The organism is Roseibium algicola, from assembly GCF_001999245.1.
Classification (GTDB): Bacteria; Pseudomonadota; Alphaproteobacteria; order Rhizobiales; family Stappiaceae; genus Roseibium; species Roseibium algicola.
Map to the genome: position 1 here is coordinate 1,747,090 of NZ_CP019630.1, position 17,673 is coordinate 1,764,762.

15 protein-coding genes and 1 tRNA gene are annotated in these 17,673 nt (G+C 59.0%); 6 read left to right on the forward strand and 10 right to left on the reverse strand.

The window, feature by feature from the left end:
* The first annotated feature begins 248 nt into the window (after positions 1-248).
* From pheS to pheT, 3 genes are read left to right on the forward strand one after another with little or no spacing between them, the layout of a single operon-like run.
* On the forward strand, positions 249-1,331 hold the full coding sequence (gene pheS, locus B0E33_RS08140) for a phenylalanine--tRNA ligase subunit alpha (RefSeq protein ID WP_077290901.1): 1,083 nt from the start codon (positions 249-251) through the stop codon (positions 1,329-1,331).
* A gap of 24 nt (positions 1,332-1,355) precedes the next feature.
* Positions 1,356-2,009: a hypothetical protein gene (locus tag B0E33_RS08145; RefSeq protein ID WP_022999681.1), complete on the forward strand. Its 654-nt coding sequence runs from the start codon at positions 1,356-1,358 to the stop codon at positions 2,007-2,009.
* A gap of 58 nt (positions 2,010-2,067) precedes the next feature.
* Positions 2,068-4,485, forward strand: a complete 2,418-nt coding sequence (pheT, locus tag B0E33_RS08150; RefSeq protein ID WP_022999680.1) for a phenylalanine--tRNA ligase subunit beta — start codon at positions 2,068-2,070, stop codon at positions 4,483-4,485.
* Positions 4,486-4,542: 57 nt separating this feature from the next.
* Here the strand turns inward: pheT and B0E33_RS08155 are convergent, their stop codons facing one another.
* The 3 genes from B0E33_RS08155 to B0E33_RS08165 form a co-directional block, all read right to left on the reverse strand.
* The gene (locus tag B0E33_RS08155; RefSeq protein WP_145915833.1) at positions 4,543-4,881 is read right to left on the reverse strand and encodes a hypothetical protein; all 339 of its coding nucleotides are present in this window, start codon (positions 4,879-4,881) and stop codon (positions 4,543-4,545) included.
* A gap of 204 nt (positions 4,882-5,085) precedes the next feature.
* Positions 5,086-5,406: a hypothetical protein gene (locus B0E33_RS08160; RefSeq protein ID WP_228148069.1), complete on the reverse strand. Its 321-nt coding sequence runs from the start codon at positions 5,404-5,406 to the stop codon at positions 5,086-5,088.
* Positions 5,407-5,454: 48 nt separating this feature from the next.
* A complete protein-coding gene (locus B0E33_RS08165) occupies positions 5,455-5,829 on the reverse strand; it encodes a hypothetical protein (RefSeq protein WP_206051415.1) in 375 nt (124 codons plus the stop codon).
* A 138-nt stretch (positions 5,830-5,967) separates the two neighbouring features.
* On the opposite strand from B0E33_RS08165, the gene B0E33_RS08170 reads away from it, so the two are divergent.
* Entirely contained in the window at positions 5,968-6,612 is a 645-nt protein-coding gene (locus B0E33_RS08170) for a nucleotidyltransferase family protein (RefSeq protein ID WP_077290902.1), read from the forward strand.
* A gap of 33 nt (positions 6,613-6,645) precedes the next feature.
* On the opposite strand, the gene pabB is transcribed toward B0E33_RS08170, so the two are convergent.
* The 5 genes from pabB to B0E33_RS08195 all read right to left on the reverse strand — a co-directional run bounded on the left by pabB (position 6,646) and on the right by B0E33_RS08195 (position 12,006).
* Positions 6,646-8,502 (reverse strand): aminodeoxychorismate synthase component I, encoded by a 1,857-nt coding sequence (pabB, locus tag B0E33_RS08175; RefSeq protein ID WP_077290903.1) that lies wholly within the window; start codon positions 8,500-8,502, stop codon positions 6,646-6,648.
* Between the two features lie 202 nt (positions 8,503-8,704).
* Complete coding sequence (locus tag B0E33_RS08180) at positions 8,705-10,216, reverse strand: methyl-accepting chemotaxis protein (RefSeq protein WP_062490604.1); 1,512 nt, start codon at positions 10,214-10,216, stop codon at positions 8,705-8,707.
* Positions 10,213-10,536 carry a hypothetical protein gene (locus tag B0E33_RS08185; protein WP_022999673.1) on the reverse strand — a complete coding sequence of 108 codons (324 nt, stop codon included), beginning with the start codon at positions 10,534-10,536 and terminating at the stop codon, positions 10,213-10,215. The genes B0E33_RS08180 and B0E33_RS08185 overlap by 4 nt, the downstream gene beginning before the upstream one ends.
* A 296-nt stretch (positions 10,537-10,832) precedes the next feature.
* Positions 10,833-11,498 (reverse strand): peptide-methionine (S)-S-oxide reductase MsrA, encoded by a 666-nt coding sequence (gene msrA, locus B0E33_RS08190; RefSeq protein ID WP_167579507.1) that lies wholly within the window; start codon positions 11,496-11,498, stop codon positions 10,833-10,835.
* A 181-nt stretch (positions 11,499-11,679) separates the two neighbouring features.
* A complete protein-coding gene (locus B0E33_RS08195; RefSeq protein ID WP_077290904.1) occupies positions 11,680-12,006 on the reverse strand; it encodes a hypothetical protein in 327 nt (108 codons plus the stop codon).
* A gap of 673 nt (positions 12,007-12,679) precedes the next feature.
* Here B0E33_RS08195 and B0E33_RS08200 point away from each other — a divergent pair.
* Positions 12,680-12,769: transfer RNA gene (locus B0E33_RS08200), tRNA-Ser, on the forward strand.
* 1,300 nt (positions 12,770-14,069) lie between these two features.
* Here B0E33_RS08200 and B0E33_RS08215 read toward each other — a convergent pair.
* Both B0E33_RS08215 and gbd read right to left on the reverse strand, forming a co-directional pair.
* A complete protein-coding gene (locus B0E33_RS08215; protein WP_156912360.1) occupies positions 14,070-14,927 on the reverse strand; it encodes a hypothetical protein in 858 nt (285 codons plus the stop codon).
* A gap of 329 nt (positions 14,928-15,256) precedes the next feature.
* Positions 15,257-16,393, reverse strand: coding sequence for a 4-hydroxybutyrate dehydrogenase (gbd, locus tag B0E33_RS08220; protein WP_077290908.1), 1,137 nt, complete (start codon positions 16,391-16,393; stop codon positions 15,257-15,259).
* Positions 16,394-17,181: 788 nt separating this feature from the next.
* Between gbd and B0E33_RS08230 the strand changes: the two genes are divergently transcribed.
* Positions 17,182-17,661, forward strand: coding sequence for a hypothetical protein (locus B0E33_RS08230; protein ID WP_062491970.1), 480 nt, complete (start codon positions 17,182-17,184; stop codon positions 17,659-17,661).
* Positions 17,662-17,673: the final 12 nt, after the last annotated feature.

Here is a 17,673-nt window from a genome sequence, read left to right on the forward strand (position 1 = left end):
CGTTCCGGCCTTTGCAGTGGCTCTCAGCCTCTCTCCGGGATCGACGTGCGCCTCATCGAGCTGCAGGGCCCCGCCTGCGGTCGATTTACGCGCTAACGCGCTTTAATTCCGGCGCTTTTCTTCTCTTCGGGAACTCACGCAATAATGCGCATGAGGCCGTGGCAATCACCGCCATTATTCGCTAAAAGACCCCGACTTTCTGTTTCGACACCTCCGCGCGCACCGCGCGAACCGACGACCGAGTACGCATGTCCAACCTCGACACACTTGAATCCGATCTTCTGGCCGCCATCGAAGGCGCCGGGACCGAAGCCGCCCTGGAAGACATCCGCGTTGCCGCCCTTGGCAAGAAGGGCTCAATTTCCGAGCAGATGAAAACGCTCGGCAAGATGACGCCTGAAGAGCGCCAGGTGATGGGCCCTGCCCTCAACGGCCTCAAGGCGAAGGTCACCGACGCCATCGCCGCCCGCAAGGATGTGCTGGCGGAAGCGGCCCTGGAAGCACGGCTGGCCAGCGAGAAGGTGGATATCACCCTGCCGCTGCGCGCAACATCGGCGGAGACCGGCCGTATTCACCCGGTCAGCCAGGTCATCGACGAACTGACGGCGATCTTCGCCGACATGGGCTTTTCCATTGCGGAAGGCCCGGACATCGAGACCGACGAGCTGAACTTCACCGCGCTGAACTTTCCAGAAGGCCACCCGGCGCGCGAGATGCACGACACGTTCTTCTTCAATCCGAAGGAAGACGGCGAACGGCTGCTGCTGCGCACGCACACCTCGCCGGTGCAGATCCGCACCATGCGCAATCAGGAACCACCGATCCGCGTCATCATTCCGGGCCGGACCTATCGCTGCGACAGTGACCAGACCCACACGCCGATGTTCCACCAGGTGGAAGGCCTCGTGATCGACAAGGACAGCCATTTCGGTCATCTGAAATGGGTGCTGCGGGAATTCTGCAAGGCCTTCTTCGAAGTCGACGACATCAAGATGCGCTTCCGTCCGAGCTTCTTCCCGTTCACCGAACCGTCCATGGAAGTCGACATCCAGTGTGACCGGTCCGGCGGCGAAGTGAAGATCGGCCAGGGCGAAGACTGGCTGGAAATTCTCGGCTGCGGCATGGTTCATCCGAACGTCATCCGCAACTGCGGCCTCGACCCGGATGTCTACCAGGGTTTTGCCTGGGGCATGGGGATCGACCGCATCGCGATGCTGAAATACGGCATGCCGGACCTGCGCGCCTTCTTCGACGCCGACGTCCGCTGGATCCAGCATTACGGCTTCCGCCCACTCGACCTGCCGACACTGTTCGGCGGTCTGTCCAGTTAACCGCCTGAATTTGGGGGCGCCATCATGTCATTGCTGATCCGCATCGTTCTTGCCGCCATGCTGACCGTTGCCGCCCTGTTGCCGGCAGCCGCGCAGACCAGCGACCAGGAAACACGCGTCGCGACGCCGACCTCGTTCCTCGAGGCCTGCGCGGACAAGATCGAGAACCGGGGCCGGCTGCGGTTCTGCGATACCTATTTCCGGGAGAAGCTGGGCACCGAAGCCGATGCGCTGCTTTATCTCCGTGACCGGATCACGCGTCTGCGTGCCGGCCACGAGGCAAGCTCGGCCGAAAAGTACCAGAGCTTCCTGCAGGCAATCTATATCGTGGCGTTCCTGACCATTGCTTCGATCGTTCTGATCGCCAGCGACCGGCGGATCGGCGGTACCGCCAAGTGGGCCGGCTTGACCAGCACCGCGGCCCTTCTGGTGATGGTTTTGATTGTCGCCATGGGCTGGCTCGGAAAGTACCGGGCCGAATATGCCGCCCAGGTCGAACTCGGCATCCTGCGGGACCGGATCGAGACGGAAGCTGCCCAGGCGATTGCCACCAAACAGCAGATCACGCCCGAGATCGTGCGCGGCTGGACCCGCGACTTTTCCGACATCGGCCGCCGCTTTGCCGAAAACTACGGCGCTGCGACCATCATTCCCGAAGTGGACCGGCTCGGCAACTGAGGCCTCCACGTCCCGTTTCGCGGTCCTGAGACCGCACCAAGTTTGAAGAGATCGAAAGATGAAATTCACCCTTTCCTGGCTCAAGGAGCATCTGGAAACCGACGCCAGCCTGGAAGAGATCGTTGAACGTCTCACCCTGATCGGACTGGAAGTCGAGGAAGTCACCAACCGCGCCGACCGCCTGAAGCCGTTCAGAATCGCAAAGGTTCTGGAAGCCGAACAGCACCCGAATGCCGACCGGCTGCGCGTCCTGAAGGTTGACACCGGCGAGGGCGACCCGGTGCAGGTTGTGTGCGGTGCGCCGAATGCCCGCGCCGGCCTTGTCGGCGTGCTCGGCAAGCCGGGCGACTATGTTCCCGGCCTTGATGTCACGCTTTCCGTCGGCAAGATCCGCGACGTGGAAAGCTTCGGCATGATGTGCTCGGAGCGCGAGCTGGAACTTTCCAACGAACATGACGGCATCATTGACCTGCCGGCGGATGCACCGGTCGGCATGGCCTATGCCGAATGGGCCGGCCTGGATGAGCCGGTCATCGAAATCGGCCTGACGCCGAACCGCCCGGACTGCACCGGCGTATACGGCATTGCCCGTGATCTTGCCGCAGCCGGCCTCGGCAAGCTGAAGGAACGCAGCAACGAACAGGTTCGCGGCAGTTTCCCCTGCCCGGTCGACGTGACGCTCGATTTCGGCGACACCAAGCCGATGTGCAAGGCCTTCGGCCTGCGCCTGGTCAAGGGCGTGAAGAACGGCCCCTCGCCGAAATGGCTGCAGGACCGCCTGACCGCCATCGGCTTGCGTCCGATCAACGCCCTCGTCGATATGACCAACTACATCACCTTCGATCAGGGCCGGCCGCTGCACGTGTTCGACGCCGACAAGGTTCACGGCAATCTGGTTGTCCGCCGCGGAAAGCAGGGCGAGAAGATCGACGGCCTCAACGGCAAGAGCTACGAACTCGATGACACGATCTGCGTCATTTCCGACGACAACGGCGTTGAAAGTCTCGGCGGCATCCTGGGTGGCGAGCCTTCCGGCTGCACGGAAGAGACTGTCAATGTGCTGATCGAATCCGCCCTTTGGGACGAGGACGACATTGCCGCCACCGGGCGCAAGCTCGGCGTCAATACGGATGCACGCTATCGCTTCGAACGTGGTGTCGATCCCAACTACATGATGCCGGGTCTGGAATATGCCACGCGCATGGTCATGGACCTGTGCGGCGGCGAGCCGTCCGAAACGGTGCAGGCCGGCTCCGTGCCGGATACCAGCAACATCATCGATTTCCCCTATTCGGAAATCAGGCGCCTGTCCGGCGTCGATGTTCTGCCTGCTGAAGCAAACGTCACCCTGAAGTCGCTCGGTTTCTGGATCTCAGGCGCCGGTGACACGGTCAAGGTGGCCGCGCCCAGCTGGCGACCGGACATCGAAGGCAAGGCCGACCTCGTGGAAGAGGTGGTGCGCATCATCGGTCTGGAGCGTGTTCCGTTCACACCACTGCCGCGCACCGGTACCGTCGGCCAGAAGGTGCTGACCACCGGACAGATCCGCCGCAACAAGGCGCGCCGGGCACTGGCCGCCCGTGGCTTCAATGAAGCGGTTACCTGGTCGTTCATTGCCAAGGATCACGCTGAACTCTTCGGTGGCGGCAGCGCTGCGCTTGCGCTGGCCAATCCGATTTCCAGCGAGATGTCCGACATGCGCCCGAGCCTGCTTCCGGGCCTTTTGTTGGCGGCACAGCGCAATGCCGACCGGGGCTATGGCAACGTCGCCCTGTTCGAAGTCGGTCAGGTGTTCGAGAACGATACTCCGGAAGGCCAGAAGATGGTCGCAACCGGCGTGCGCCGCGGGTCTGCCAAGCTTCAGGGTTCCGGCCGGCACTGGTCGGGTGTTTCCCAGGCCGTTGACGTGTTCGACGCCAAGGCGGACGCCGAAGCAGCGTTGGCGGCCATCGGCGCACCGGTAGACAAACTGATGGTGTCTGCAGATGCCCCGGCGACGTTCCACCCGGGCCGGTCCGGCTGTCTCAAGCTTGGCCCGAAAAACGTTCTGGCGGTGTTCGGTGAAGTTCATCCGCGCACGCTGCAGCTGCTCGACATCGAAGGACCGCTGGTCGCCTTCGAGATCTTCCTTGATGCGTTGCCCGAACCCAAAGGCAAGGGTGGCCGTTCCAAGGGTGCCCTCAATGTCAGTGGCCTTATGCCGGTTCAACGCGACTTCGCGTTCCTTGTCGGCAAGGACATTTCGGCCGAGGCCTTGCTCAAAGCGGCTCGTGGCGCGGAAAAGACGCTGATCAGCGATGTCACGCTATTCGACATTTACGAAGGTCAGGGTGTGCCGGAGGGCCAGAAGTCAGTCGCCATCGACGTGACACTGCAGCCGCGTCAGAAGACCCTTACGGACGAGGAAATCGACGCCGTGGCAAAGAAGATCATTGCCAATGTCGAGAAGGCAACCGGTGGCACGCTGAGAGGCTGAGCCGGCGTTTCACAAGACTGGAAAAAAGGCTGCGCGAACACCATCGCGCGGCCTTTTTTACTGGCGGGCCTGCCCCATCTCTGCACAGACAAGGACGGAACATTTCGGGTTGTCCTTGGTCGGCACGAATGTCGGCCGCACCGTCTGGCCCGAGAAACACTGGTTCCGACCGACGACAAACCGGTCGAACTTGTAAGGGCCTGATTTCAGATTGATGCCCCCGAATCTCTTGATCAGGTCCTGCGTCTGGTCACAGGTCAGTTGCGTGGTATCGGGCTGACGCCGGGTTTGCGCTTCCGCCTGCAGCACAGGGACAAGAGCCGCACACATAAACAGGCCTGCCTGAAGTGCGGACTTCGCAATTAACAGTTGTTTTCTTGTATTATTCTCGTTCATCGCAAGGCCTTTCCTGAGTATTCAGGCGAAGTCATGTATTAAATGGCTATGATTTCCAGCAGTAGGCAATCCGTATTTCATATTTGTGAAACGGTTTCCAAATGCAACACAGCGTTGCCCCGTCCGCGCATGAAATAGCAAGAAAAGCCTGCAAGGCGGTTAAGACTTGTGCCTCTTTATCCTGTTTTTGCAGAAGGATCCCGTTTACCGCTGCGTCCGGTTCTGGAAACACCTGTAGCCGACGGAGCACTGCGGATTGTCGCGCGTGGGAGCAAATTTCGCACGGACCTGCCCCGTTTGCGGCCGGCAATAGCTACCGTTTGCAACGAAGCGGTCAAAGGTCGACTGGCCGGTCGTCAGGACGATGCTGCCACTTTTCCTGACCAGTTCCTGAGCCTGGGCACATGTCATTGAACGCGTGTCCGGACGCCCGGCCTGGGCCATGGCCGGTTCTACGGCGGCAGTGCCCCCGAGCCAGGTAAACGCCAGGAAGCCGAAACATGCGCTTCTGGAAAGTCGGTTCACATGACGTCTCCTGTTGAAGTCCGGGAGGGCAACCGGCCCGGATACGGCTCAGTCATACCGCCAGGGTTGGGGATTGATACAGCGAAGCACGTAGCATTTCGCATTGTCCTTCGTTGGAATGTAGTCCCGGCGCGTGACCTCGCCATGCTGGCAGTAGCTCCGGTTGGCCACATACCGGTCGAACGTATAGCGCCCGGTGCTGAGCACGACAGCCCCACGCTGATTGATCATGGACTGAACCTGTCCGCAGGACATGGCGGTAGAATTCGGCCGTCCGGATTGGGCCGCGGATGGCAGAGCGGTGACAAGCACCGCCCCGCAAGCGGCCAGTGCGGCGATCATTTGTGTGCGTGGCAAGAGGTACATCGGCAATTCCTGAAAAGACCAAACGTCTCCGAAGGAGATGGCGCCTACCCGCTTCATGTCAAGACGGTGCCCCTCTCATCCGCTGGCGGCACTTATCTGCGAAGGACACATTCGCGTGCATGGTCCTCATCATGCACGGCGCGCGATACGTTGAGAATCGGATAGGTTGCCCCTTCGCGAAAAGAGGATCCGGAAATGACCGCCGATTTGCAGATGGATGTACGCGACGCAAGGCTGGGCGATCCCTATGCCGCCAGTGAGGAGACGCGGCTGGCAGGTCTTGAGCAGATCCTCAGGACCGTGCCTCATGTGATGGAAATCCTGACCACCGTCCGCAACCTTGCCCTTCCTGATGCCTGGCTGGTGTCGGGCGGTATCTACCAGACTGTCTGGAACGTCCTCACCAACCGCCCCCTGCTGCACGGCATCAAGGATTTCGACATCATCTATTTCGACGGAACCGATCTATCCTATGAGGCCGAGGACGCTGTTATCGGCAAGGTCAACCAGGCCCTGCCCGACTTGGCGAGCCTTCTGGAAGTGAGAAATCAGGCTCGCGTCCACCTGTGGTACGAGAGCCGTTTCGGCAGGCCATACCGCCCTCTCGACTGTGCCATGGATTCGCTGACGACCTATGCCTCGCGCACCCATTCGGTGGCGGCACGGCTCGAAGAAGACGGGCGCATGGTGTTGCATGCGCCTTTCGGCCTTGCCAACCTGTTCGGCATGCGGCTGGTGCCCAATTACACACAGCCGAACCCGGAAACCTATGCGGAAAAGGCGGCGCGGATGATGGCCCTCTGGCCGGAGCTGACAGTCATTCCCTGGGACAATGCCTGAGACGTCAGCGCTGCTCTGTTAGCGTACCGGTTATCACCCTGCCTTGCGGGTGGCTTCATTGTGTTGCCCGGCTTCCATGTGCCACGAACGACTCGCTTGTTCCGAAAGCAGGCGAGCGCGTATCAGACCGCGCACGGAATTGCCGACGTAGACTTCTTCGGCCTCTTGCAGATCCTGAAGCGTAAGGTCTGCCTCGCTTGCCAGACCACGTTCCAGAAGCCCCGCCCGGAAGGTGCCGGGGAGAAGCCCGTGACGAAGCGCAGGCGTCTGCAAGCTGCCGTTCCGTTTCACGAAAAGAGTGGTGTAGCTGCCCTCGGTGAGATAGCCGTTCTCGTTCAGGAACAGCACCTCCTGGCAACCGGTTTCCGCCTGATACCGCTGGCGCGTGTCATCGTAGAAGGCCCGGTTGGTGGTCTTGTGGAACAGGAACCTGTCGGTTGACCACGTGGTTTCTTGCGCAATCACCAGATTGAAAACGGCCTCCTGACCGGCCGGCGGAAGATCCGTCGACGTGACCGAAATGCCGCCATCCGCCGACAGCAACAGCCGCACACGCCTGGAAGCGGCAAAGGTGCGAACATGCTGCAGAAGCTCCTCACGCACATCTTCTTCGCGGAAAGGAAAGCCGAAATAGGCCGCTGAGGCCTGCAGGCGCTGCATGTGCCGTTCCAGAAGCAAATAGCCGTCGCCCGGGTGATAAGCCAGCGTCTCGATCAGATCGAAGCCGGGCGTGTCCTCGCTCATGAACCTCAGTTTCAGGGCGCATTCGTCGTATTCGGGAGACGCGCCACTGTCGAAGATCACACCGGACCCGCTTCCGGCTTCGCCGCTGCCGTCGTTTCGCAGCACCAGCGTCCGGATGGCGACATTCAACCGGAAATCGCCTCCAGGCGCGAGATAGCCGATCGAACCGGTGTAGACGCCACGCGGGCCGGTTTCCAGATCCTGGGCAATCTGCATGGCGCTGAGTTTCGGCGCTCCCGTAATCGAACCGCAGGGGAAGAGATGTTCGGCGATGCGTGCAAAGCCGACGTCATCGGGAACTTCAGCTTCGACCGTCGAGGTCATCTGGTGAAGGCTTTGGTAGCGCTCCACCTCGCACAGTTTGGTCACCTTGACCGTGCCGGTGTCGGCGATGCGTGAAAGGTCGTTGCGCATCAGGTCGACGATCATGGTGTTTTCGGACCGCTGCTTGGGATCGCTTGAGAGCGTGCGCGCAATCTTGGCGTCCTCGGAAGCGTAACGCCCTCGGGGCGCGGTGCCCTTCATGGGTTTGGTCCGCAGGCAGGTGCCCCGGCGCTCCAGGAAGAGTTCCGGCGAGAGAGACAGGATCGTCCGGTCTTCAAGGCGCAGGAAAGCGGCAAATTCCACCGGCTGGCGACGCAGAAGGGTCTGGAAGATCCGTTCAGGAGCCCCCTGGTGCCGGAACCGCGCGCGCATGGTCAGGTTGACCTGATAGATGTCGCCCTTCGCCAGATGGTCGCGGACGCGGGCAAAGGCCGTATCGTAAGCGGCCCTGTCCATATCGAACTCCGGCTTGCCGATGGCAGCCTCGCCATCGCCAGTCACGCTTTCCAGCATAGCTTTGGCTTCGTCGAGACCCAGTTCCGCCGGCGCGCCATACAGCCCGAACCAGAGCAACGGCTCTTCTGTTTGATGAAACCGTTTCCGCAGCTTTTCCTCGAAGGCAAAACCCAGTTCATAGGCAAGGTAGCCTGCCGCATGGCGCCCGTCCGCTTGGGCGGCCTCAAGCTGTTCGAGGCAGCCCTGAACCTCCTCGAGCCGGGAGCAGGTGATCACCTCATCCGGCGCCTGAAACAACAGCGCAGACCGCTGCTTCAACAGGTCCAGCAGCAGGACCGTTCCGGGCGCGAAGGAGGATGCAGGCATCGTTTGGCGTCAGTGTCCGCAAGGGTGAAGAATGCTGCCAGCGTGGCACGTTTTCATTCGCAACGCTGGTTCGTTAGGGGCGGCTCATGGCATTCAAGCGACATCAGGTCAAGCATGCAGGACAGGAGAGCACCCCAAGAACGAAAAAACCGGCGGACTGGCCGCCGGTTTCAGAAGATCACGATCTGTTGCGGCCGTACTCTCAGGCCGCGACATCCTTCAGGAAGGCAGTGATTGCCCGGCGCATGTCCTGGGTCTCCAGATCGAGGGTCTCGGCCGCCTCGACCATGGAGCCGACCGAGTGGCTGGTGCGTTCGACAGATTCCCGCACACCGTCGATGTTGTTGGCAACCCGTCCCGTGCCGTCCGCGGCTTCCGCCACATTGCGCGAGATTTCCTGGGTCGCCGCGCCTTGTTCACCAACGGCGGCAGCAATGGCGGCCGTATAGCTGTTGACCTCGTCCATCGTCGTCGCAATCACTCCGATGGATTCCACCGCGTCCTTGGTTTCCGCCTGGATCGCCGCGATCTGGGCGCCGATTTCTTCCGTTGCCTTGGACGTCTGTGTCGCCAGTTCCTTCACTTCGGCAGCAACAACCGCAAAGCCCCTGCCAGCTTCGCCCGCGCGGGCCGCCTCGATGGTGGCATTGAGAGCCAGAAGGTTGGTCTGTTCGGCGATCGCCTGAATCAGCGTGACGACCTCGCCGATCCGATTGGCCGCATTCGCAAGGCCCGCGACCTTGCTGTTGCTGGTTTGCGCATTTTCCGTCGCCCGGTTGACGATGCCGGTGGTCTGTTCGACCTGGCGCGAAATCTCCGCGATCGAGGACGACAGCTCTTCTGCGGCGGAAGCAACCATCTGCACGTTTGAGGACGCCGTTTCGGACGCATCCGATACGGAGCCTGCACGCGACGAGGTGTTTTCGGCAACTGTGCCCAGCTCGGTTGCGGCATCCCGCATTTCGCGCACCTTCAGGCCGACACCGTCCAGCTTGGCAGCGATATCACTTTCAAACGCCATGATGCGTTCGTTGATGACCTTCTGCTTGGCGCGCTCCATTTCGTCATTTTCAGCGGTCCGGTGCTGCAGCACCATTGCCTGGGCCCGAGCGGCCTCGGCCTCCTCGCGTGCCTTGTCGGAAGCGGCAAACGCTCGTGCCAGGCTGTCGGTCATCCACCAGAGTGCCCCGACTTCCGCAACCACGACAAGCGCATGAAAGACCACGCGGCTGAAATCCGCCCCACCGGGAAACACGGCCCAGGGCATCGCGAAATTCAACACAAGGTGGTGCACGGCGACGACGGCTGCATAGGCAACCAGCGCCCGCCAGTCGACCCAGCTGGCCAGGATCGCCAGAACGGCGAAGAAATACATATGTGCGTCGAGCTGATAGGTGATCTGCCCATCCGGCGTCGCCAGAGCGGCCACGAACAGGGCAACCAGCCCGGCAAGGGACATGGAGGTGGCAAGGCGCGTTTCGACGCCGGCTCCGAACTTGATCCATGTACCGGTGGCCGCAACACCCAGGAGCAAGGCTGCCCCGCAAACCGCCACGAGCGAAACATAGCCAACCCACCAGGCCGTTCCCATGACCAGGAAGACATTCACCCAGATAAAATGGATCAGCATCCGCGCAAACTTCTGCCGGAACTGGTCCAGACCGGAAAGCTGACCCGACATCTGATCCGCTTGAGACATTTCCACACCGTTCATTTCAACTGCTCCAGGGAGACACCGCTCAATCGCGCACAGGCTTGCGCGATGAAGGAAGACGCCACAAAACCGGCGCCTGACCGGTAAAGATTTGCGATGGACTGTTGTTCACCGGCTTCGGTGAGCGCCACCCAGCTTCTGTCCCCGACGAACAGTACCGGGCCACCCGATCTGGCGATGACACTGACCGCGCTTTCACCCCAGGGCCATGCGAATACCGCGACCGGCCCTTCGCGCGCTGGCATCAACGAGCCGACCAGCATCAACAGGCAGCTGGCCAGGAAGTATCCGGTTGCAAAAATTTTTGCCGAACGGCTCACGAAGTCGATCCTTAAACGCCCATGCGTCAGGTCAATCCTCGCAGCGCAAATTTAAAAAAGCCTGAAACTTCCCTAGAGTACTGAAAGATATAAGCTATCTACGAAATTGTACTTATATAGATCCTGACTTTCTTGACCCGCGACAGCTGGCTTTCAATATGGGCGATCCTGGCAAGGAAAAGACTGAGACACTGCCAGCCTCAAGAGCCGGAGAATTCAAAAAGACGGGGCAGCGCCGTCACTGGCACTGCCCCGTCTTGAACTCAACCGGAACCAAGCTAGCGATCGGACAGCCTTCAGGCGGTCTGGCCCAGCCCGGCCGGGCACGAGATGCCCGTGCCGCCGATCCCGCAATAGCCGGCCGGGTTCTTGGCCAGATACTGCTGATGGTAATCCTCGGCGAAATAGAATGTATCCAGCTCCCGGATTTCCGTCGTGATGGTGCTTGCCACGCCGCCGGCCTTCAGGGCGGCCTGATAGGCTTGCCTCGACTGTTCGGCACCGGCAAGGTCGTCTCCTTCGCTCACGTAGACGGCCGAGCGATACTGGGTACCGGTATCATTGCCCTGGCGCATGCCTTGGGTCGGGTCGTGATTTTCCCAGAAGACTTTCAGAAGATCTCCGAGGGAAATCTCTGCCGGGTCATAAACGACCAGGACCACTTCCGTGTGGCCCGTGCGCCCGGTGCAGGTTTCATGGTAGGTCGGGTTGGGCGTATATCCGCCCGCGTAGCCGACCGCGGTGACATAGACACCGGGTAGCTGCCAGAACAGGCGTTCAGCGCCCCAGAAGCAGCCCATTCCGACAACAAGGGTTTTCATGTTGTCCGGATAGGGGCCTGCGAGCGGCCGTCCGTTGACGAAATGCGGCTCAGCCGGCCGGATCGCTTCGGAACGCCCCGGCAGGGCCTCGTCCTTGGCCGGCAGCGAAAATTTCTTGGTCAGCATCGTCATGAACGACATGGCTTTCTCCCACACATGCCAACAAAGCCTATCGAGGATCCCGGGAAGCAGTCGGCTTAATTCAGGAGCTAATGTGGCGCAGCTGCGCCCGCTTTCCAAGAGGCCCGTCACGCAACGGTGTTCGCGTGTGAGCGGAAACTGCCGTTTTGCGACACCTCGTCTGGTTCTGCAAGAAGCAGCGTCAGGCGTAAAGCGCACGCTGGCTGCGGCGCTTGGCTCCCAGCCAAAGCAGCGCCAGGCCGATCGGAGCGAAGACCGCCCAGACCGGCCAGGTCAGAACAGTCTCTTTCAAGGTCTGCCAGACCGTCGGGTCAAAAGACGCCACGATGTGGGCTTCCGCCATTTCGAGAGAGACAGGCGACAGGTTCTGCCAGACCTGGCCAAGCTGGGCCAGACGGATTTCGGACAGGGCAATGGAAGAACTGGCATCGGAAATGCCGGCAATAATGGCGACGGCGACAAAGCCGTAGCCGAGGATGCGGAATAAAAACTTCAAAACACTGATCATCGCTTTGCTTTCAGCTTCGCCAAAATATTAAACGGAGCGCTCGTTCCAGTCAGGCCTTCAAATAGTAGCCGCCGGATGTTGAGCATTCCTTTAGGGTAATATCACCCCGCGCAGGAACAAGATTTGATATTCAACACATTCTTGTGACTTTGGTTCCCGGCTTTCGCAAGTGTTTTCGTTTCAAATGCTTCGAAATTAATTCAGGCAGCGCGTTAGTTGCAGTGCAGCATTTCTCGAATACGCAAGCACAAAGCCGCCTGCTCAGACCTGTGTCACACCGTGGCCACCTCGTCTCCCCGGCCTATCGCAATGCCGAACCCCAAGCGAGGTTATCTTCCCGCACAGAGACTGAGCCATGCCATGACCTTGCCTGCGAGACGTCTCTCGACCTTCGAAAACACCAGACGCTGATTCTGCGCGGCCATACATGCGCCCGGCCAGCCTCCAGCCGCAGACAAACCGCCTTGGTACTGCCACGACAGGAAAGATTTTTTCGGTCCAGGCATTGCCGGCTGCTTGGCACGTTACAGCCGTTTTTTGCAGCTCGTCCGAGCCCCGCAACCCCTCGACAATCCACAGCGGCGAGGCACCGAAAAAAAAACTTGTTCAAGTGCTTGCACTTGATCGCGCCATGGGTATATTGCGCCCCACTCAAGCGGGTGACGCTTGCGACGGACAGGTGGCCGAGTGGTTGAAGGCGCACGCCTGGAACGCGTGTATACGGGCAACCGTATCGAGGGTTCGAATCCCTCTCTGTCCGCCATTTCTCTTTCCAAGACATTGAAATTTTTTGTTTTTAAGGTTGGCCTATCGATCAACCCATCATTCTGGCCGTGGCAGGCCCGGTCTTTCCACAATCTGTCCAAATTATGCTCATGCCGCACTATTTCAGCTGCAACCTGAAGCATCGCTGCTTATCGCTTGAGGCGTAGGTGGCAACCAAGACGCACGCAGCGTGCTGGAGACCGAGGCCCGCGTTGTATGTCAGCGCCTGGCGAGCGAAGAAGGCATCTTCGCCGGAACATCGACTGGAATAAACGTGCTGGAAGCAATCGAGCTCGCCAAAGAACTCGGACCGACCGCGACCGTCGTTACAGTCGCTTGTGACAGCGGCCTCAAATACACGAACGGAGTGTTGTTCAACAGTTCGCGGTCAATCACTTCCTAAGTGGCTTACCTCTTAAAAGACATCGAATGTTAGCTGCTGGAATTCAAATCAATTCCCGACAGGAGTTGCGCTGCCTATGTCTGCTTCAGGGAAACTTGCATACGGAACTAAACGACCTATGTGGGGCCGCGAAGCCGCCATTGAACCAATCGAAGGTGAATGTCCGGAATAGGCCGTTTGTGTCGACCAGCACCACGAGATAGGGATACGCGCGTCACGACGGCGAAAGGCAGCTTTGAGCCCAAACCTACCGGTCTTTCGGCCAATTATGGTGCATGTAAGCTGCCAGTTCTTCCTTTTCCGAATACACTTCGAAACGGTGTCTAATACCCGAGTTCGCAAGTGTCCTCGACACACGGTGAGAGAAGGCCACAAGTTCTTCGGTCGACCTGTGATCGGCGCTTACAGAACCAAGACTCAGATCGCCACCTAATTCTCTGAAAACAAAGTGATTGAAGTCCGCCAACCTTAACGAGAACTTTCCTTCAATGACGGCGTAGCCATCAGACCTAAAAATGCTCGCCAGTTCATTCATTGAAGGCCATCTGGATATCTCAGCGGCAAGTAGCGCGTATCCATTGCTCATGCATTCGAACCCTTGCTGAAAAACGTTCGACAAGAGTATCTGGGCGGATTTCAAATGTCAGCTAAGTCCCCTAAGTGGGCCTTGGCAGTGAGGTAGATAACGCAGCAGCGGATGGGTGGTATGGCGGGCCGGCGCGCAGCATGCAGTTCCACCGATGAACGGCAGCGGACCGTCGGATAATGCCCGCAGCGATTAACAATGCGGACATTGGTGCGCCACGCAGCCAAGGTCCGGATCGTGTCAGAGAGTAGGTTGTCGGGAATTGCGCGCCTTCTCACTGCAACTGAGATGACCCCAGCCAACAGAAAGTCAATTCAATCCGTTCAAATAGCCTGACGCAGAACCGCTTCCGGACATGGAGAAAAAGACGCCGCTATCACGCTCAGCGCTGTTTGGCTTCTGCCGAACCCTGTTCCTCAGGGCTTCCGCTGTAATGGATACCCCAACCTCAAGATTTGAATGGTGTTCACCAAGGCTCGGATCAATCAGGCCATGCTGGTAACGGTCGACAAGCGTTTCTGGGAGGTCAACCAGCCAGAAGTTTTCGTCAGAATGGAAGGACAGAAGGATCGTATAAGGGGCAATCCCATGTTCTTTGATCATCGCCTCAATCAGAAGCATGCCGCCATCAGGCGATAGGCCCACCTCCTCGCGAATGGCCTGGGGTGCTTCTGTGTATCTGTAGGCGGGTGGTGCCCTGCGCGGCATTCGAAAAAACAATGGTGGCTTTTCAAGCAGGCTGGGGCAGAAAGTGCCAATTTTTTCGATGAAGACCTTTCCTATGCCAAACTCATCGCCATGAAAGGCTATCATGTGTTCAACCGACTTGTAGGCAATGTGTTCGTGCCCAACGAATTCGGCTGAATTCGCATCACCAACCAAAACGTCGTTCTGGTAATCGACATCCAAAAGCGTGAATTCACATCCGGTGATCCCAATACTGAAATTCCATTGGTGCTCAAAAAGACGATTTACGTCTCCGGGATTGTGCACCAGGATCTTGATCCCAATGACACCAAATGGCGCTTCGCGTGAGATCATCTTTTGAACGGCGCCGTCTTGAATATCAAAGACTGTGGAGGTGTTCCGCAAGTCGATGAGATGAGACTGAAATTCTGCGCCTATCCTATCAATCAGTCTTTCAACGCGGCCCTTACTTGGTGACACATCAGTCTCCGGTCTCTTTCTGGTCGCTCATGCTTCAGACCAATATATGTGATCCGCGCATTGTCGGTAACTCCCTGCCTTTGAAAATAGCGCACCTGGTAAGGTTTAGAAGGTCCTACCCATAGCACCTTCACCCGACGCGAAATGAACGGTCAATCCGTATGCGATGAATGATGGCTTTTGGGAGCAAACGGAAAGCCGACGAACGACCAAAATGGGGACGCATTCCGGACCACCAGCTTCCATAAATACCGACACCGCGTTTCTGGGCGATTCTGGGTGGTGCTGTGGTCCGGAGAGCGCTCAAGGGAGTTTCAGAGACGGTCCCGTCAATAAGAAGCTTGCAGCATCCTGAGATAGTCGTCGGCGGTTGCGTCAATGGGGTTGGTCTTGTGGCTGTGGTCGGCCAATGCACCCTGAATGATGCGGTCGAAGAGATCTTCCGAAACACCCAGCTCCGACAGGCTGACGGGCAACCCGATGGCCGCCGTCATCTCCTTGATGGCCGCGCCGATATCCGTTCCGGTTGCCAGCCCCATGGCACCGGCCATCCGGGCATACTTGTTCTCGCTGACGGATGTCGGGGCCGCCTTGTTGAATTCCAGAACCGCAGGCATGAACACCGCGTTCAAGGTGCCGTGGTGCAGTTTCGGATTGAGCCCGCCGAGCGCATGACTGAGACTGTGCACACAGCCCAGCCCTTTTTGGAAGGCCATGGCGCCCATGGTTGCGGCGATTGCCATGTTGGCGCGGGCGTCCTTGTCATCCGGTGTTTCCGTCGCCTTGCGGATATTCGCCCAGGCGCGGCGCAGTCCTTCAAGTGCGATGCCGTCTGCCGGAGGATTGAAGGACGGGGCAAGATAGGTCTCGATGCAGTGCGAGATAGCGTCCATTCCGGTGGCTGCAGTCAAAACGGGCGGCAGCGTCATGGTCAATTCCGGATCGACAATCGCGGCTTTCGGAACAAGGAATGGAGACAACAAGCCGACTTTTCGGCCATCATCCAGTATCACAATCGCCCCGCGTCCAACTTCGCTACCTGTGCCTGACGTTGTCGGAATAGCGATGGTCGGCCAGGTCTTGGCCGTGATTTTTTGCAGGCCACCCTCGATGACCGCATAGGTCTTCAGGGCGCCACCATGTGCGGCGAGGATGGCAACCGCCTTTGCAAGATCGATCGCCGATCCGCCACCAATGGCGATAATTCCGTCGGCTTCAACCTCTTTGAACAAGTCAGTCGCGACACGAACGGCCGCCTCATTCGGATTTCCGGGGGTCTCGTCGTAGACGCCTGCCAGCTCCTTGCCGAGGACGGCTTCAATCTTGTCGAGAAATCCGAGCCCGCGCACGCCCTTGTCCGTCACTACGAGCGGGCGCGAAATTCCGGCGAGCGCCAGTTCCTCCTTCAACGTGGCAAGCTCGCCAAAACCGAACTGGACCCGGGTTACGTAATTGATCAGAGGCATGCCGCTCCCTTTGCTGATATGCCCAATGGAAACCGATCCGGATTGAAGGCTAGCCATTTGGGCGAATATTTTTGGTTCGCCGCAAGATAAACTCTAAATGTGACCTGTAAATCCACTCTCTTTCAATTCGGGTATAACGAGAAGAGAATTGACGCTTCCCGCAATGCCGTCTCTCTCGAGAGAGACAGACTTGGTTTGCTTTCAGTCATTTCGGCGATCGAAGACAACGGATGACTGGCAACGGCTTATCCGCCAAGGGTCAGCAGCGAACTGGCGGCTTGCGTGCTTCGATCGGGTTTAGCTGCGTCCACAAGCGCTCTCCATTCCAACGACCTTCATCTTACCTGTCTTCTGACGAGTGCTCTGAAAGGTACTTCAGGACGGCAAGTCTGCGGCCCGTGGGCTCGCCTGGCAGGCGCTGAAATGGTCTGTGTCCCGGCATCGCCGGTGACCCGTTTAAATTCTGAACTAAAAATTCAACTTTTTTAATCCGGACCGGTTCCCTCACCCGCTGCTTTCGGTGTAAAGATCGATTAGCCAGGGCAGCGACGGTCTTGATGAGGATCGCGCAGACCGCCTCAGCCTTCAAAAAACTCCAGCAGTTCTGAAAGCCAATCGTGCGTTTCGTGCGTCCCGACAGGACAGCCCTTTTCGCGGATTGATACCCCCATCCGGCTTCGCCGATGCCACCCACGTGCTGCCCTGGAGACAAGTCTTTAACTCGAATGGCGCGCGGTCGGAGTTCTTTTCCGGAACCAGGCCGCGAGCCGCTACGGGAGAGCGAAGGGATGAAGAGATCTTTGGTTTCGGCGCCGGTTCGGGCGGTTGCGCTCGCCTTGATGCTGAGCAGTCAGTTTGCTGCCGCAGCCAACGCGCAATCGGCGTCTCAGGCAGCGTCCCAAACCGCCTCCAAGACAAGCGAAGCAATCTCCGTCCAGTTGAACGATGCGGAGACGGTCGACGGGTCCTGCCGGTTGACCTTCGTCATCCGCAACACCTTGCCAACACCCGTCAACGCCCTTGGCCTCGACCTGGTGATGTTCGACACGTCCGACGGCGTTTCCGGCTATGCGGCGATCGACTTCGGCGATCTCCCCACCGGCAAGACGCGTGTCCGGCAATATGACGTTGCCAAGGGAGACTGTACCGGCATCTCTCGCGTCCTTGTGAACGAGGTGCGCGCCTGTGACCTTCAGGACACCGCCCAACAGGACTGCCTGCCGCTGCTGCGGATCGACTCGCGGTCGGAAATCGACCTGATCCTCTGATGAAAACCCAAG

Bases quoted from the DNA above. Each gene is read 5' to 3' on its own strand.
- B0E33_RS08195 (WP_077290904.1), bottom strand. From the start codon at position 12,006: ATGATCAGTGTTTTGAAGTTTTTATTCCGCATCCTCGGCTACGGCTTT.
- B0E33_RS08180 (WP_062490604.1), bottom strand. From the start codon at position 10,216: ATGAACGGTGTGGAAATGTCTCAAGCGGATCAGATGTCGGGTCAGCTT.
- B0E33_RS08165 (WP_206051415.1), bottom strand. From the start codon at position 5,829: ATGAAGCGGGTAGGCGCCATCTCCTTCGGAGACGTTTGGTCTTTTCAG.
- pheT (WP_022999680.1), top strand. From the start codon at position 2,068: ATGAAATTCACCCTTTCCTGGCTCAAGGAGCATCTGGAAACCGACGCC.
- pheS (WP_077290901.1), top strand. From the start codon at position 249: ATGTCCAACCTCGACACACTTGAATCCGATCTTCTGGCCGCCATCGAA.
- B0E33_RS08145 (WP_022999681.1), top strand. From the start codon at position 1,356: ATGTCATTGCTGATCCGCATCGTTCTTGCCGCCATGCTGACCGTTGCC.
- B0E33_RS08155 (WP_145915833.1), bottom strand. From the start codon at position 4,881: ATGAACGAGAATAATACAAGAAAACAACTGTTAATTGCGAAGTCCGCA.
- B0E33_RS08170 (WP_077290902.1), top strand. From the start codon at position 5,968: ATGACCGCCGATTTGCAGATGGATGTACGCGACGCAAGGCTGGGCGAT.
- B0E33_RS08230 (WP_062491970.1), top strand. From the start codon at position 17,182: ATGAAGAGATCTTTGGTTTCGGCGCCGGTTCGGGCGGTTGCGCTCGCC.
- gbd (WP_077290908.1), bottom strand. From the start codon at position 16,393: ATGCCTCTGATCAATTACGTAACCCGGGTCCAGTTCGGTTTTGGCGAG.
- msrA (WP_167579507.1), bottom strand. From the start codon at position 11,498: ATGTCGTTCATGACGATGCTGACCAAGAAATTTTCGCTGCCGGCCAAG.
- pabB (WP_077290903.1), bottom strand. From the start codon at position 8,502: ATGCCTGCATCCTCCTTCGCGCCCGGAACGGTCCTGCTGCTGGACCTG.